This is a genomic window from Bacillus cereus (assembly GCF_015071065.1).
Taxonomy (GTDB): domain Bacteria; phylum Bacillota; class Bacilli; order Bacillales; family Bacillaceae_G; genus Bacillus_A; species Bacillus_A cereus_BA.
On sequence record NZ_VOVA01000001.1, the window covers coordinates 672,797 to 687,807 of the forward strand.

A 15,011-nucleotide genomic window follows, 5' to 3' on the forward strand; every position below is an offset into this window, starting at 1 on the left:
GTGCCCTCACTGCTGTCTTACATCTTTTTCTATTCTAGCATAAAACAAACGATAAGTTAACCTTCTGGTTCAGTTTGATTCTGCGTGGTTCCTTGCGCTACAACGCTGGTTTTGTTCACATTTCCCTCATCATATTTGACATTTTTAACTGCAAAATAAATAAGAAAATGTCCAGCTCCTAAAATACATAGTAAGAACGGTAAACTTTTTTCAGGAGGAAAAAATATGACAGCACATAAAAAACTTAAAATGGAACAAATTCTTCCGGCATTTAACCATAATTCCCTGACAACTACATATTCTACACGCCATTCTCTCGCCTGTTTTGCTCTACCAATTACATCGTATGTCATGGATCCGTACGGAACGAGTAAAATGGGATATGCAACCGCGATACATGCTGCATAAATAAGTAATTTCGTATATGTAACATTGAAAATAACTAAGAATACGACCGCATATAAAATAATGCCACCAAGTAAAATTGCTTTTTTTCGCCATTCTTTCTTTAACAGACGAGCAACTAAATAATAGCATACAAATGATACTGCAGAATTCACTAAACTATACTTCCCTAGTGCTAACTCGCTACCAGATGCTAAATAGACGTATACCGAAATAACGAAAATAAACGTTCCCTCTCTCAAACCTTGGAAGAAATGAGCACGCGTAATTCTTCCCCAGTTTTCATCAACTTGCCGCTCTTTCAATACTTGCACAATTTCATAGCGTCCTTCACATTCCCTCTTCGATAAAAAAAAGCTTAGAACGACTGCAACCGCAAATAGCATTAACGAGAGGAAGAAAACGACAGTATAACCGCTCCATTTTTCCATACGTGAAATTGTATATCCTGCAGCTATCGGTCCAATCATTCCAGAGAAAGATGTAAGAAGTCCGAGAAAACCGTTAAAAAAATCTCTTGTTTCTGGTTCTGTAATCTCAAATGTCAACAAGTTAAAAGCGAGCCAATAGAAACCATAACCAACTCCTAAAAGGGCTCCCATTAGTAAAATATAGTGAGATGCACTTTTTCCCGCTACTAAAACGACGATAAAAAAAACAGCTAACGTGCCTACACCTATTCGTAGTAAAACCGAGCGATCAATACGTTTCGCTAATTTCCCGCCCACAAGAAATGTTAGAGGCTGCAATACAACGCTGGCCAAATTATACAAGCCCAGATTTACATAATTTTGTGTTTGCTTCCATAAATAAATGTTTACAAACGTATTCGATAAAGAAATTGCGAGCGTGTATAAACCTCCTATAACGAGCAATAATACTAAATCCCGATTCACTTCAACATCACCAATTACATGTTTCCACTTCATACACAACTCTCCTTTACTTCATGTTCTAGTCTTCCAAAGACAAGCTCAATTATGTAAAAGGAGAGCATAGAAAAAAGCTAGGAGAAAACTCCTAGCTTTTTTCTAGCTGTATTAACTTTAATTATTTTGCTTCTTGATAAAGTTTTTCAGCAACGTTCCAATCTACAACGTTCCAGAATGCACCGATGTAGTCAGGACGACGGTTTTGGTAATTTAAGTAGTAAGCATGCTCCCAAACATCTAAACCGATAACTGGAGTTTTACCTTCAGTTAGAGGAGAATCTTGGTTTGGAGTGCTTGTTACTTCTAACTCACCATTGTTTACTACTAACCAAGCCCAACCAGAACCGAAGCGAGTTGCGCCAGCTTTTGCGAATTCTTCTTTGAATGCATCAAAGCTACCGAATTTCGCTTCAATCGCAGTTGCAAGTTCGCCTACTGGTTGTCCCCCGCCGTTTGGAGATAGGATTGTCCAGAAGAATGTATGGTTAGCATGTCCGCCACCATTGTTACGTACTGCTGTACGGATTACTTCAGGTACTTCGTTTAAGTTTGCAACTAATTCTTCAACGCTTTTGTCAGCTAATTCTGCATGACCTTCTAAAGCAGCGTTTAAGTTTGTAATATACGTGTTGTGATGTTTTGTATGATGGATGTTCATTGTTTCTTTATCAAAGTGAGGTTCTAAAGCATCATACGCATAAGGTAAATTTGGTAATTCGTGTTTTGCCATTGTTATATTCCTCCCGGTTTATGTATTGTCACTACATATGTGACCTACAACTTCATTCTACCCTAATTGCCATAGGGTGCAAACAAATAAATCGCTTTGTCTTGCTATCATTAAAGTAGCAAAATTCCCACTTCTTTTCAATTAAAATGCTCATATATCCCGTAAAAAAAGCTTCCTTCTACAAGGAAGCTTCCAACTGACACAATAAACATGTGAAATGGATATGGACCCTGTAGGACTCGAACCTACGACCGGACGGTTATGAGCCGTCTGCTCTAACCAACTGAGCTAAGGGTCCACGATTATGTATGTAACATTAAAAACAACTAAATTCCCATCGAATATATCGTTTGAAAAATGTAAGATAAATTTACCATATACAAAAGAAAAGTGTCAATTGTATTTTTCTCTACTAAAAGAAGTAAATTAATAAGAAGAAATTTAGTCCTCTCTACTATATGTAAATATAATATATCTTGAGCTTCTCTCGATTCGTACGTTACAATGATTTTATACATACATAAAGGAAGTGAATCTATGTCCATTTTTACACAGCTAGCAAAAAGCGTTTATTCGCCTAAAGATATGGCGCTTTTCCGTTTTCAAAAAATTGGTAAAACCATTTTGTATATTATGCTTCTTTGCCTAATCACTACTATTCCAAGAACTTTCTTGTACGGTAGCGTCATCCAAGATGGTGTTAACATGGTAAATAAAGTAATCGAAAAAGATTTACCTGATTTTAAAATCGAAAACGGCGAGCTACAAGCTGATATTGATCAACCTATCGAAAAAGAAGATGGAAATGCCCTTTTCGTATTTGATCCAAATTCGACAGACTTAGAAAAATATCAAAATAAAACAGGTTTATTTGTTTTAAAAGATAAAGTAGTCTCCATGGGGAACGGTCAAACACAAACATACTCCTATAATGACTTATTAGGCGCATCTCTTGAGAAAAAAGATTTACAAGATTTCATTTCGTTATTTGACAGTATTTATCCAATCTTATTATTCGTTATTGGGTTCTTACTGTACTTGTTCCAAGTATTTATTACCTTTGTAGGAGTTACATTGCTTGCCTTCATCGGTTCTGCGATGAGCGGTCAACGCAAATTATCTTATAAACAAATTTGGACATTAACTGCTTACAGCTACACAATTCCAACAATCTTCTTTATGATTATGGATTTATTCAAAATAAACGTACCTGGTGCAACATTCATTTACATTGCAGTTGTTTTAATCGTTCTATACTTAACAATTAAAGAAGTTCCAAAACCAAAAGATAAACAAGAACTATAAAAAAAATGCCTAAATAGGCATTTTTTTTTTGGACAAGCATATATTCCTAGCAAAGGAGTGAAGGATATGAAGAGATTAGGTGTACTCTTATTCGTGCTTGTCCTCGGTTATATATTTTATTACGACATAAAAATCGGTACTTTACCGATGTTAAGTTCATACAAAAAAACCTCTGCTGCCCAAGCGATAAAACAAGAAAATACAGATACAAAACAAAATAAAGAGAAAGAAACAGAAAAAGAAACGGATACAGCTTATAAAGCAATCGAAGTAAAAACTGGCGATACAGTTCTTTCTATTACAGAAGCGATTAATAAGAAAAAAATTCCTTCTATTGAAAAAGTAATTGATGATTTTAAGCAATTAAATAAAAATACATCTGCTACAAAAATCCAAGTTGGAAAGTCTTATAAATTCCCGTTATATCAATAAGCAATCACTTAATCCTTGTCAATTACATAAAGGCGCTGATACAATAGTAAAAGTGAAACCAAGTACTTTGGTTTCTATAGCCCTTTCTCACACATACTATCATTGATGTAAGGGACTAAAATAAGAAACTTCTTTTATAAGGAGAGCGATCAATTCGTGAATGAAATGACTCAACGCACAAAAACACGTCCAGTTAAAGTCGGTAATTTAACAATTGGCGGTAACAATGAATTAATTATACAAAGTATGACGACAACAAAAACACATGATGTTGAGGCTACAGTTGCTGAAATTAAACGTTTAGAAGAAGCTGGCTGTCAAGTTGTTCGTGTTGCTGTTCCAGACGAACGCGCAGCAAATGCTATTGCTGATATTAAAAAACAAATCAACATTCCACTTGTTGCTGATATTCATTTTGATTATCGCCTTGCTTTAAAAGCAATCGAAGGCGGCATTGATAAAGTACGTATCAATCCAGGTAACATTGGACGTCGCCATAAAGTAGAAGCTGTTGTAAATGCAGCGAAAGAGCGTGGCATTCCAATCCGTATCGGTGTAAATGCCGGTTCATTAGAACGTCATATTTTAGAAAAGTATGGATATCCAACTGCTGATGGTATGGTCGAGAGCGCACTGCACCATATTAAAATTTTAGAGGACTTAGATTTCCACGATATTATCGTATCAATGAAAGCCTCTGATGTTAACTTAGCAATTGAAGCATACGAAAAAGCTGCTCGCGCTTTTGATTATCCACTACATTTAGGTATTACAGAATCAGGAACATTGTTTGCTGGGACTGTAAAAAGCGCCGCCGGTCTTGGAGCAATTTTAAGTAAAGGCATCGGAAATACACTTCGTATTTCTTTAAGTGCTGATCCAGTTGAAGAAGTAAAAGTTGCACGTGAACTATTAAAGTCATTCGGTCTTGCATCTAATGCCGCAACACTTATTTCTTGTCCAACTTGTGGTCGTATTGAAATTGACCTAATTAGCATTGCTAATGAAGTCGAAGAATACATCTCTACACTTAAAGTTCCAATTAAGGTTGCAGTACTCGGCTGCGCCGTAAACGGTCCTGGTGAAGCTCGTGAAGCTGACATCGGTATTGCCGGTGCACGCGGAGAAGGTTTATTATTCCGTAAAGGGCAAGTCGTTCGTAAAGTACCAGAAGAAACAATGGTAGAAGAACTGAAAAAAGAAATTGATGTAATCGCTGCTGAAATGGCTGCCGAACGAGAAAAAGAAAAAGAAAAAGAAAAAGAAAAAGAAAAAGAAAAACAAGAACAATAAAAAAGAAGGTTGCCCACAATTTTTGTGAGCAACCTTTTTTTACATTTAAATTAAAAACTCGTCAGTTATATAACCGACGAGTTCTCTTATTTTGCACATTTTGGACAACGACCATATATTTCGAACTTATGTCCCGTTACCTCATAACCTTTAAAATCTTTATTCATAAAATCCATTGGACAAGAAGTGATTTCTTTCGTACCACCACAATCTAAACAAATGAAATGATGATGATGTTCCATAATAGAGCACATAAAACGAAAATGTTTTTCACCATTTAATTCTGTTTGCTCTAAAACACCAATTTCAGCAAAAACCGTTAAGTTACGATAAATCGTATCGAAACTAAGTCCTGGATAATCATCCTTCATATGTTCTAAAACATCTTTTGCGGTTAAATAACGATTATTCGCCGCGAATAATCTTAGCATCTCTTCCCTTTTCCCCGTATGTTTATATCCTTTTTCCTTCATTAGGCGTAAAGCTTCTGTTAGATTCATACCTACCCCTACTTTATGCAGTTTTTTTCTTCTTCCATAAAATCGCACCGATTAAAATAAGAACCGCTATCATAACAATTGTACCACCTGGTGCTAAATCAAGTTGATACGAAGCAAACATTCCACCAATTACTGCAATTTCACCAAATAAAATGGAAAAGAAAATTGTTTGTTTAAATCCTTTTGCAATACGAATACTTGCTGCAACTGGTAACGTCATTAAAGATGATACGAGAAGAACACCTACAACCCGCATTGAGACTGCAATTACAAGAGCAACTAATATAATGAAAATAAAGTGAATCCACTTTGCACTCAAACCGGTTGATACAGCGTATTCCTCATCAAATGATAGTAAAAACAGCTCTTTGTATAATAAAACAATCGTTATAATAACTACAATTGCTACTACACCAATAATAATTAAATCCGCACTTGTCACAGCACTTACACTACCAAATAAATAACTAAATAAATCCGTATTGAATCCATTAGCAAGTGAAATGAAGATAACTCCAATCCCCATCCCTGCTGAAAGTATAATCGGAATTGCTAACTCTTGATAATGTTTATATACAGTACGTAATTTTTCAATTAGCAATGCTCCACCGATTGAAAAAAACATTCCCATATATAAAGGGTTTAAAAACCCACCAGTAAAGATTGTCTTTTCAAGTAATAAACTAGCTGCAATTCCTGATAACGTCACATGACTTAATGCATCTGCTATAAGCGACATGCGGCGAATTACAACGAACACGCCGATAAGTGGTCCGACAAGCCCTATTAAAACACCAGCGTATAAAGAATTACGTAAAAAATCATATTGTAAAAAATCCTGTATCATTATATCCTCCCGTGATGCCCATGTTCATGTTCTAAGCGATGAACATGATGTCCATATAAAATCGACATTTCTGCATCTTCTAACTCTCGGAATTTCTCTACATTCCCATGGAAATGTAGATGCTGATTTAAACATGCAACATGCGTCACCTTCTCTGTTACAGCGCCCATATCGTGCGTAACAAGAATTAAAGTGATCCCGAGCCTTTTGTTTAAATCCGCTAGTATCTCATAGAAGCTTTCCACATTTTTCACATCGATTCCAACAGTAGGTTCGTCCAAAATAAGCAATTCCGGATTACTTACAAGTGCACGAGCAATAAATACACGCTGTTGTTGTCCACCAGAAAGTTCTCCAATGTTGCGACCTTGAAACTCACTCATACCTACATCAGCAATCGCTTTTTCTACTTTCGCATTATCGTCTTTCGTAAAAAAGCGAAAAAGCCCCTTTTTCGAGACGAGCCCCATTGAAACAACTTCAAAAACAGTTGCCGGGAAACCTGAGTTAAAACTACTTGCCTTTTGGGATACATAACCGACTTTATTCCACTCTTTAAATTTCTTACTATCAATGCCAAACAATCTAATACTTCCTTGCTTTGGTTTTAAAACACCCAATAAACATTTAAGTAAAGTCGATTTCCCTGAACCATTTGGTCCAACTAAACCTAAAAAAGCTCCCTTCGGAACTTGCAAATTAATATCTTCTAACACGTTGCGATCTTCATATCGAAACGTTAATCCTTCTATTTCCAATATATTATTCATATCATCTCACCTATTTTAATTCAGAATGATTCCGATTTATCTCTATTTGAATTATAGTACAGCTTATTATAGTTGTAAACCAATCTGCCTAAAATATATTCTTTATTTCAAGAAACCATATTATTATAACAAAAAGCAGAGAAGAATTCTCTGCTTTCAAAAGATATTACAATTAACTTTTTAATGAATTGCTGATTTAAACTTACCACCATTTGTCTCTTGTGTATTCATAATCGTAACAAATGCGTTTTCATCAATTTCATGCACAATTGATTTTAACTTCGTCACTTCCAGACGTGTTACAACTGCATAAATAACTTCTTTTTCTTTATCTGTATAGCCACCTTTAGCAACAAGTTTTGTTGTTCCACGACCAAGGCGGTGTAAAATTGCATTTGATACTTCCTCATATTGATCGGATACTATTAAAACTGCTTTCGTTTCGTCCAATCCTTGAATTACCGTATCAATTGTTTTGAATGCGATATAGTACGTCATAACAGAATACATCGCTTGTTCAACACCAAAAACAAATGCCGCCCATGCAAAAATGAATAAGTTCACAAACATTACGAATTCACCAACAGAAAACGGTAATTTCTTCGTTAATAGAATTCCCATAATCTCCGTTCCGTCTAACGATCCACCATGACGAATAACAAGTCCTACACCAATCCCTAAAATAAGACCGCCAAAAACTGTTGCTAAAATTGGCTCTGTTGTAAATGGCGGGATAGCATGCAACGTTGATTCAATAAATGCTAAAGCTACAATTCCAAATGCTGAAGATAACATGAATGTTTTTCCAATTTGCTTATATCCAGAGTACATAAACGGAATGTTGAGGACAACAACTAAAGTAGAAAAACTTAGCCACCAAATATTAGGAGTAAGATAATCTAAAATAAGAGAAATACCAATAATTCCACCATCAATAATTTTATTTGGCATTAAAAATAGTTCAATCGCTACCGCCGCACACGCTGCCCCAAAGACAATCATAACTAAACGATATACAAGATGAATAACACTTTCTTTTCGATGTTGCTTTTTTTCCATAAGTCCTCCTTATACTCTTTATCTATAGTTTTGTTCTTATATTATAACATAAGCTTCTTTTCCCCATTGAAAAAATGCACCTTGATACGAATATGTACAAGCTATACGTACATATATTTCGATAGAAGAACGTGTGAAGGAGGACAACACGATGAACCTCATTAAACAAATTGTGAACAAAAAATTAAATCATATTTCTACAAAAGAGTTATTGAAATATAGTAAAGAATACGAAGTTCCAATCACAACTGCACAAGCTGATAAAATCGTTTTACTTATGAAAGGGAAAAACATTAACATTTACGATAATACCGAGCGACTAGATTTGTTAAAACAAATCGCTAAAGTAACTACTCCTGCCACTGCCCAACAAGTAAATATTTTATTTCAGCAGCTATTAAAATAAGGAGGGGAAAATCCCCTCCTTATTGCGCTTTAATTTTTTCAAGAATTCTTTCATCAAAAGTACCATTTTTCAGCATTTCGATTTCTAATTTATATGGTGGCTTCTTATCTTTTTTATCTTCACCTACATACGGTGTTTCAAGAATTTTTGGTACGTGCATAAGTTGTGGGTGATGCACAATGTGATGCAATGCCTTATAGCCAATATGACCAAAACCAATATTTTCATGACGGTCTTTTCCAGCTCCGCGTACATTTTTGCTATCGTTAATATGAAGTACTTGTAAACGATTTATCCCAACAATTTTATCAAATTCGTTTAACACACCGTCAAAATCATTTACAAGGTCATAACCTGCATCATGCGTATGACACGTATCAAAACATACAGATAGTTTTTCATTATATTTCACACCATCAATAATTTTCGCAATTTCTTCAAAGCTACGACCACATTCTGTTCCCTTTCCTGCCATCGTTTCTAGCGCAATATTAACCGTTTGTTCTGGCGTTATTACTTCATTAAGCCCTTTAATAATTTGTTGAATACCAGCATCGGCTCCTGCACCAACGTGAGCTCCTGGGTGAAGAACAATTTGTCTTGCTACCCCTAATGCTGCCGTTCTTTCAATTTCCATACGCAGGAAATCAACACCTAATTGGAACGTCTCAGGTTTCGTCGTATTCCCAACATTAATAATATACGGAGCATGGACGATAATTTCCTCGATACCGTTTAGTTCCATATGTTTTCTTCCTGCTTCTATATTCAATTCTTCAATTGGTTTTCTTCGTGTATTTTGTGGCGCACCTGTATAAATCATGAACGTTGTTGCACCGTATGAAACAGCCTCTTCACTTGCTGCTAATAACATCTTCTTACCACTCATTGAAACATGAGATCCAATCTTTAACATACAATCACCTCTTCAATATACAATAGATATAATGATAGCATAATTTGTAGAAATATGTAGCGAATTGTTTGTTCCCACAAAAGGCACTACACAAATTAAACTGACTATTTAAAAAGTCTGCACTCTACACTTAAATTAACTGGATAAAGTGAAACTTTAGTCAACGTTTTTTCTATCCCTCACTAATTATTAGTCCGAATTAATCGATTTCCTCTCAAGTAGTGAGATAAAAAAAAAATAAGGGAAATCCCTTATCTTTTTTTATCGCTATATTTTTTCTTCACTTTGTCACGTTCTGTTGCAAGTTTTCGTTTATAGTTTGGTTTTACTTTTTTCGGCTTTTTAACAACTTTTGTTGCCATAACATCTAGTCCATCATTTGGTTTTTTACGGCTCTTACGACGACGACGGTCACCTAAATCCGCCCACTCATCTCCGCGTAAATCTACATGCTTAAACTCGATATGACGTTGTTTTTCCAAACTATCTAACGCTTCTTCATTCGCTGGATCATAAATCGTCACAGCAATACCTGAATGACCCGCACGTGCAGTTCTTCCAACGCGGTGAACGAAGAAATCTAAATCTGGTGGAAGTTCATAGTTAATAACATGACTAATTCCTTCAATATCAATACCGCGTGCCGCTAAATCTGTTGCGACAATGTATTGGAACTCTAAATCACGAACTTGTTTCATCATTTTTCTACGATCACGTGGTGATAAATCACCGTGTATACGCCCTACTTTTAACCCACGTTCTGCTAATCCATCGGCTACTTCATCAGCCTTCTTCTTTGTGTTTGTAAAGACAATTGCTAAGTACGGTTTAAATTGAAGTAGCATATTTTTCACTAATTCAATTTTATTACGGTGTCTTGAAGGCACAAGGTAATGTTCAATATTTCCTGCTGCAACTTGCTTCGGATTAATATGAATATGTTCTGGATTTTCCATATATTTCTTCAAAAATGGTTTTAATTTTTGAGGAATTGTTGCAGAGAAAACTAACATTTGCAAGTTTTTCGGCATACGTGCTGCAATTTTATCTACATCTTGAATGAATCCCATATCAAGCATTAAATCCGCTTCATCGACAATAATAGTATCCGCTTTATAAACAAATAGCGCTTTTTCTTCTACTAAGTCTTTAATACGTCCTGGCGTTCCAACTACAATATGAGGTTGTTTTTTCAACTTTTCAATTGATCGTTGTTTATCAGTTCCACCAATTAAGCAACGTGCTGTAATCATTTGATCTTCTGCACAGAACTTTGTTAATTTCACAATTTCTTGATAAATTTGTTGTGCTAACTCACGAGTAGGCGCTGTAATAACAAGTTGTACTTCTTCACGACTTGCATCAATTCTGTTTAATGTAGGAAGTAAGTATGCATGTGTTTTCCCAGAACCCGTTTGGGATTGTCCAATTACACTCACACCTTTTTTCACGACTGGGAAAATTTTCTTTTGAATTCCTGTCGGCTCTGAAAAGCGTAGTTCACGAATTGCATCTATTAAAAATGGTTTAAAATCATACTGTGTAAAAGTTTGTAGTGCCATAAGTTACACCTTCTTTCTAAAATTTCTACTGCGTACAAATCAGTCAAGTCTACATTATATCGAAATCTACAAGTAAAAGCCATCTTTTCTTTAGTTTAGGTTTTCATCATAATAACTAACCTTCTTTCCTTCCATTGCATATTGTATGTGTATATACCTAACTGAAGAAAGGAGGATTTCTCATATGTATCCACAATCCCCTATAGGACAAATGTATCCGAATCAAAGACAACATCCTTACACACCATACCCAATTCCACAACTACCACCAATGGCACAAAAAAAGAAAGGTTTTCTTTCTAAACTCTTTAAAAAACACGATCCTACGGAGCCTTTCATGCAAATGGTCCCTCCCTATCGACAAACAGAAGGGCCACCGATGATGCACCAGCAGCAAGCATACCAACAAAGGCAATCATACCAGCAACCATACCAGCAACCGTACCAGCAACCGTACCAATCACAGCAACCATACCAGCAACCGTACCAACCATATCCTCAACAAATGATACCCCCTCAAATGTATGAAGCAAACGAAACGCGCGGCGCTGCAACAACTACAGCTGCGGCGACATCTAGCAGTGGCATCGGAAGTTTTTTTTCTAACCTAATTGCGAATCCAACTAATATGATAAATAATATCGAAAAAGTATCACAAGTTGTTCAATCTGTAGGACCTGTCGTTGAGCAATACAGTCCAATTATGCGTAATCTACCCAGCATTGTTAAAATCCTCACCTCTGGAAAAAACGCGGAAGAAAAGCAAAATGAAAACGCACCAGACGAAGTTAATGAGGTTAAAGTCGCCACTCCAACTCCTCCACAAAAAAAGAGAAAAAGAAAAAAAATTGTGATTGAACCAATAATAGAAAAAGAATTACTAGAAGAGCCTGTTCAACAAATAGCAACAAAACCAAAACTATATGTGTAACAATCCTTTGTTTTCTATCTCCTCCTCCTTTATAATGTAATGGACTATGCACAAAAGTATCCCTTGTTTAGAAGGAGAGGATTACTCACATGAAGATTGTTAAAATTTCCCCTCGTGGTTATTGCTACGGCGTTGTTGACGCGATGGTTATTGCACGTAACGCCGCATTAGATAAATCATTACCGAGACCCATTTATATTTTAGGTATGATTGTTCACAATAAGCATGTAACAGATGCTTTCGAAGAGGATGGCATCATTACATTAGACGGTCCAAGTCGATTAGAAATTTTAGATAAAATCGATTCTGGTACTGTTATTTTCACTGCACACGGTGTTTCTCCAGAAGTTAAACAACGTGCAAAAGCAAAAGGTTTAACGACAATTGATGCAACTTGCCCAGATGTTACAAAAACACATGACCTTATTGAAGCAAAGAAAGCTGAAGGATACCATGTCATTTATATCGGCAAAAAAAATCATCCAGAACCAGAAGGCGCAGTTGGTATTGCACCTGATATCGTTCATCTTATCGAAAGAGCTGACGATTTAAAAACATTAGAAATCCCAACGGATAAAATTTTAGTTACGAATCAAACGACAATGAGTCAATGGGATGTTCAACATTTAATGGAGGACATTCAGAAAAAATTCCCAACAGCAGAATTCCACAAGGAAATTTGTTTAGCAACTCAAGTTCGCCAAGAAGCTGTCGCTAAACAAGCTGATGTTGCAGATTTAACAATTGTTGTCGGCGATCCGAAAAGTAACAACTCAAACCGTTTAGCACAAGTATCACAAGAAATCGCTGGTACGAAAGCATACCGCGTTGCAGACGTAAGTGAAATCCAATTAGAGTGGCTACAAGGTATCGAAAATGTTGCAGTTACAGCGGGTGCTTCTACTCCAACACCAATCACAAAAGAAGTTATTGCTTTCTTAGAGCAATATGATCCGATGAATCCAGCTACATGGGACAGAACTCGAAATGTACCACTTCAAAAGATATTGCCACGTGTAAAAGTAAAAAAACAACAATAACAAAAACCGTTGCCTACATGAGCAACGGTTTTTGTTTTTCTTATACAAATGTGAACGGATCCGTATGTAACTGTGAAGCATGAATTTGTACATTGAAATTCTTTTCATCTACTTTGGCTTGCAATTGTTTTTGTACACCTTGCTTCATTACTTTTTCAACGTTATGTCCTGGATCGACTATATTTAAACCAATCATCATCGCATCGTGAGCAACATGATAATACATATCACCTGTTACATATACATCTGCTCCTTTAAATTTCGCTTGGTTTATATATTTATTACCGTCACCACCAAGTACAGCTACTTTACGCACTTTATCATCTAACTTTCCAACAACTCTTGCACCCTTTACATGTAATGATTGTTTCACATGTGAAGCAAACTGCTCAAGCGTCATTTCTTCTTGTAAATACCCTATTTTACCAAGACCTAATGTTTCACCTTTATTATCCAGCGGATATACATCATATGCGACTTCTTCATATGGATGGGCTTCCAACATCGCTTTAATAACTTTTCTTTGTAATGAAGCTGGAATAATCGTTTCGACACGCACCTCTTCCACACGTTCTAACTGTCCAGTTTCTCCGATATAAGGTTTTGTACCTTCTTGAGGGATAAACGTACCTACCCCTTCGCTACCGAACGTACAGTGGCTATAATTACCGATATGACCTGCATCCGCATCTCCAAGAGCTTTGCGCACTTCTTCTGCATTGGTTACTGGAACAAATACAACAATTTTTTTCATTTCTTCTGCATATGTAGGAGCTAATACTTCTGTATTTTGTAACCCTAACGCATCAGCAAGTAAATCATTTACCCCACCCTTAGCAATATCTACATTTGTATGTGCGGCATAAATTGCAATATCATTTTTAATACACGTTTCAATAATTCTTCCGTACGCCTTATCTGTATGAATCGCTTTTAATGGATTAAAGATTAAAGGGTGGTGCGCTATAATGATATTTGCTCCTAATTGGATCGCCTCGTCCACAACTTCCTCAGTTACATCTAATGCGATTAATACGTGCTGCACAGGTTTATTAAGCGCTCCAATCTGTAAGCCAATCTTATCCCCTTCCATCGCTAAATACTTCGGATACATACCTTCAAATAAAGAAATAATTTCATGACCATTCGGAATTTTACTCATGATAAAACCTCTCCTATCATTTTCATTTTCGCTTCTACTTCTGCATGCTTCGCTTTTGTCTCTTCAGACTCTGTTGCACGCTCTAACTGTTTTAAAATATTTTGGAAGTTTTTCAATTCCCCTTCCCACTTTTCAACAAAAGCTTCACTTTTTTCTTTTATTAAAAATGGACCCATAAACAATTCAGCTTGTTTATTTTCAGAGTAAGGTACTGCTATATCTCCTCGCTCTCCGACTAAAATCTCGTAAATCTTTCCGTCTTCTATTACAATTTTCTCATGGATAAGCTCCCATCCATTTTCAATAAACCATTCACGAATATGGTGTGCAGCAATATTCGGCTGTAAGATTAAACGTGTTACACCTTCTAATTTTTCTTTACCACTTTCTAAAATGTCACGAATTAACGCTCCACCCATACCAGCAATCGTAATAACATCTACTTCTCCTGGTGTAATAACAGCTAATCCACTACCTTTACGAACGTCTACTTTATCTTGCAAGCCACTTTCAGCTACAGTTGCTTGTGCAGAGCGAAACGGCCCATCTACAACTTCTCCTGCAACTGCTTTTGTAGCAATATTATTTATAATTGCATAACACGGTAAATACGCATGATCCGATCCAATATCAGCTACTGTAGACCCTACTGGAATCTCCCGTACTACTTCTAATAATCGTTTTGAAAGCTTTACTTCATTCATGTATTTCCATTACTCCT

At 36.1% G+C, this 15,011-nt stretch carries 16 protein-coding genes and 1 tRNA gene; 6 read left to right on the forward strand and 11 right to left on the reverse strand.

The window, feature by feature from the left end; genetic code table 11:
* Window positions 1-56 precede the first annotated feature (56 nt).
* From FT637_RS03535 to FT637_RS03545, 3 genes are all read right to left on the reverse strand, one after another.
* Window positions 57-1,334, reverse strand: coding sequence for an MFS transporter (locus tag FT637_RS03535; protein WP_193645143.1), 1,278 nt, complete (start codon window positions 1,332-1,334; stop codon window positions 57-59).
* A 121-nt stretch (window positions 1,335-1,455) separates the two neighbouring features.
* Window positions 1,456-2,067 carry a superoxide dismutase [Mn] gene (gene sodA, locus FT637_RS03540; RefSeq protein WP_193645144.1) on the reverse strand — a complete coding sequence of 204 codons (612 nt, stop codon included), beginning with the start codon at window positions 2,065-2,067 and terminating at the stop codon, window positions 1,456-1,458.
* Between the two features lie 224 nt (window positions 2,068-2,291).
* Window positions 2,292-2,365 (reverse strand) — tRNA-Ile (locus tag FT637_RS03545).
* A 239-nt stretch (window positions 2,366-2,604) separates the two neighbouring features.
* Between FT637_RS03545 and FT637_RS03550 the strand changes: the two genes are divergently transcribed.
* From FT637_RS03550 to ispG, 3 genes are all read left to right on the forward strand, one after another.
* Window positions 2,605-3,372 (forward strand): DUF1189 domain-containing protein, encoded by a 768-nt coding sequence (locus tag FT637_RS03550; protein WP_193645145.1) that lies wholly within the window; start codon window positions 2,605-2,607, stop codon window positions 3,370-3,372.
* A 66-nt stretch (window positions 3,373-3,438) separates the two neighbouring features.
* Window positions 3,439-3,804 carry a hypothetical protein gene (locus FT637_RS03555; RefSeq protein WP_193645146.1) on the forward strand — a complete coding sequence of 122 codons (366 nt, stop codon included), beginning with the start codon at window positions 3,439-3,441 and terminating at the stop codon, window positions 3,802-3,804.
* Window positions 3,805-3,969: 165 nt separating this feature from the next.
* Window positions 3,970-5,097 carry a flavodoxin-dependent (E)-4-hydroxy-3-methylbut-2-enyl-diphosphate synthase gene (gene ispG / locus FT637_RS03560; RefSeq protein ID WP_193645519.1) on the forward strand — a complete coding sequence of 376 codons (1,128 nt, stop codon included), beginning with the start codon at window positions 3,970-3,972 and terminating at the stop codon, window positions 5,095-5,097.
* An 86-nt stretch (window positions 5,098-5,183) separates the two neighbouring features.
* Here the strand turns inward: ispG and FT637_RS03565 are convergent, their stop codons facing one another.
* The 4 genes from FT637_RS03565 to FT637_RS03580 form a co-directional block, all read right to left on the reverse strand.
* Complete coding sequence (locus tag FT637_RS03565) at window positions 5,184-5,597, reverse strand: Fur family transcriptional regulator (protein WP_193645147.1); 414 nt, start codon at window positions 5,595-5,597, stop codon at window positions 5,184-5,186.
* 13 nt (window positions 5,598-5,610) lie between these two features.
* Window positions 5,611-6,444: a metal ABC transporter permease gene (locus tag FT637_RS03570; protein ID WP_193645148.1), complete on the reverse strand. Its 834-nt coding sequence runs from the start codon at window positions 6,442-6,444 to the stop codon at window positions 5,611-5,613.
* The gene (locus FT637_RS03575; protein WP_193645149.1) at window positions 6,444-7,214 is read right to left on the reverse strand and encodes a metal ABC transporter ATP-binding protein; all 771 of its coding nucleotides are present in this window, start codon (window positions 7,212-7,214) and stop codon (window positions 6,444-6,446) included. Before FT637_RS03575 ends, FT637_RS03570 begins: the two co-directional genes overlap by 1 nt.
* Before the next feature lie 180 nt (window positions 7,215-7,394).
* Window positions 7,395-8,273 carry a YitT family protein gene (locus FT637_RS03580; protein ID WP_105584480.1) on the reverse strand — a complete coding sequence of 293 codons (879 nt, stop codon included), beginning with the start codon at window positions 8,271-8,273 and terminating at the stop codon, window positions 7,395-7,397.
* A 151-nt stretch (window positions 8,274-8,424) separates the two neighbouring features.
* Here FT637_RS03580 and FT637_RS03585 point away from each other — a divergent pair, with 151 nt between their 5' ends.
* Entirely contained in the window at window positions 8,425-8,679 is a 255-nt protein-coding gene (locus FT637_RS03585) for a DUF2624 domain-containing protein (protein ID WP_002088657.1), read from the forward strand.
* Between the two features lie 19 nt (window positions 8,680-8,698).
* Here the strand turns inward: FT637_RS03585 and FT637_RS03590 are convergent, their stop codons facing one another.
* A complete protein-coding gene (locus tag FT637_RS03590; RefSeq protein WP_193645150.1) occupies window positions 8,699-9,595 on the reverse strand; it encodes a deoxyribonuclease IV in 897 nt (298 codons plus the stop codon).
* A gap of 251 nt (window positions 9,596-9,846) precedes the next feature.
* Window positions 9,847-11,157: a DEAD/DEAH box helicase gene (locus FT637_RS03595; RefSeq protein ID WP_193645151.1), complete on the reverse strand. Its 1,311-nt coding sequence runs from the start codon at window positions 11,155-11,157 to the stop codon at window positions 9,847-9,849.
* Between the two features lie 184 nt (window positions 11,158-11,341).
* On the opposite strand from FT637_RS03595, the gene vrrA reads away from it, so the two are divergent.
* Complete coding sequence (gene vrrA / locus FT637_RS03600; protein ID WP_193645152.1) at window positions 11,342-12,088, forward strand: VrrA/YqfQ family protein; 747 nt, start codon at window positions 11,342-11,344, stop codon at window positions 12,086-12,088.
* 89 nt (window positions 12,089-12,177) lie between these two features.
* Complete coding sequence (locus tag FT637_RS03605; protein ID WP_070144884.1) at window positions 12,178-13,128, forward strand: 4-hydroxy-3-methylbut-2-enyl diphosphate reductase; 951 nt, start codon at window positions 12,178-12,180, stop codon at window positions 13,126-13,128.
* 40 nt (window positions 13,129-13,168) lie between these two features.
* Here FT637_RS03605 and FT637_RS03610 read toward each other — a convergent pair whose 3' ends face one another.
* Entirely contained in the window at window positions 13,169-14,290 is a 1,122-nt protein-coding gene (locus FT637_RS03610; protein WP_193645153.1) for a Nif3-like dinuclear metal center hexameric protein, read from the reverse strand.
* Window positions 14,287-14,994, reverse strand: coding sequence for a tRNA (adenine(22)-N(1))-methyltransferase (locus FT637_RS03615; protein ID WP_193645154.1), 708 nt, complete (start codon window positions 14,992-14,994; stop codon window positions 14,287-14,289). The genes FT637_RS03610 and FT637_RS03615 overlap by 4 nt, the downstream gene beginning before the upstream one ends.
* Window positions 14,995-15,011: the final 17 nt, after the last annotated feature.

What these genes read in the sequence shown, in the direction of transcription:
- ispG (WP_193645519.1), top strand. Translation starts at nt 3,970, where the DNA reads ATGACTCAACGCACAAAAACACGTCCAGTTAAAGTCGGTAATTTAACA.
- FT637_RS03590 (WP_193645150.1), bottom strand. Translation starts at nt 9,595, where the DNA reads ATGTTAAAGATTGGATCTCATGTTTCAATGAGTGGTAAGAAGATGTTA.
- FT637_RS03575 (WP_193645149.1), bottom strand. Translation starts at nt 7,214, where the DNA reads ATGAATAATATATTGGAAATAGAAGGATTAACGTTTCGATATGAAGAT.
- sodA (WP_193645144.1), bottom strand. Translation starts at nt 2,067, where the DNA reads ATGGCAAAACACGAATTACCAAATTTACCTTATGCGTATGATGCTTTA.
- FT637_RS03585 (WP_002088657.1), top strand. Translation starts at nt 8,425, where the DNA reads ATGAACCTCATTAAACAAATTGTGAACAAAAAATTAAATCATATTTCT.
- FT637_RS03535 (WP_193645143.1), bottom strand. Translation starts at nt 1,334, where the DNA reads ATGAAGTGGAAACATGTAATTGGTGATGTTGAAGTGAATCGGGATTTA.
- FT637_RS03605 (WP_070144884.1), top strand. Translation starts at nt 12,178, where the DNA reads ATGAAGATTGTTAAAATTTCCCCTCGTGGTTATTGCTACGGCGTTGTT.
- FT637_RS03550 (WP_193645145.1), top strand. Translation starts at nt 2,605, where the DNA reads ATGTCCATTTTTACACAGCTAGCAAAAAGCGTTTATTCGCCTAAAGAT.
- FT637_RS03610 (WP_193645153.1), bottom strand. Translation starts at nt 14,290, where the DNA reads ATGAGTAAAATTCCGAATGGTCATGAAATTATTTCTTTATTTGAAGGT.
- FT637_RS03565 (WP_193645147.1), bottom strand. Translation starts at nt 5,597, where the DNA reads ATGAATCTAACAGAAGCTTTACGCCTAATGAAGGAAAAAGGATATAAA.
- FT637_RS03580 (WP_105584480.1), bottom strand. Translation starts at nt 8,273, where the DNA reads ATGGAAAAAAAGCAACATCGAAAAGAAAGTGTTATTCATCTTGTATAT.
- FT637_RS03555 (WP_193645146.1), top strand. Translation starts at nt 3,439, where the DNA reads ATGAAGAGATTAGGTGTACTCTTATTCGTGCTTGTCCTCGGTTATATA.
- FT637_RS03615 (WP_193645154.1), bottom strand. Translation starts at nt 14,994, where the DNA reads ATGAATGAAGTAAAGCTTTCAAAACGATTATTAGAAGTAGTACGGGAG.
- FT637_RS03595 (WP_193645151.1), bottom strand. Translation starts at nt 11,157, where the DNA reads ATGGCACTACAAACTTTTACACAGTATGATTTTAAACCATTTTTAATA.
- vrrA (WP_193645152.1), top strand. Translation starts at nt 11,342, where the DNA reads ATGTATCCACAATCCCCTATAGGACAAATGTATCCGAATCAAAGACAA.
- FT637_RS03570 (WP_193645148.1), bottom strand. Translation starts at nt 6,444, where the DNA reads ATGATACAGGATTTTTTACAATATGATTTTTTACGTAATTCTTTATAC.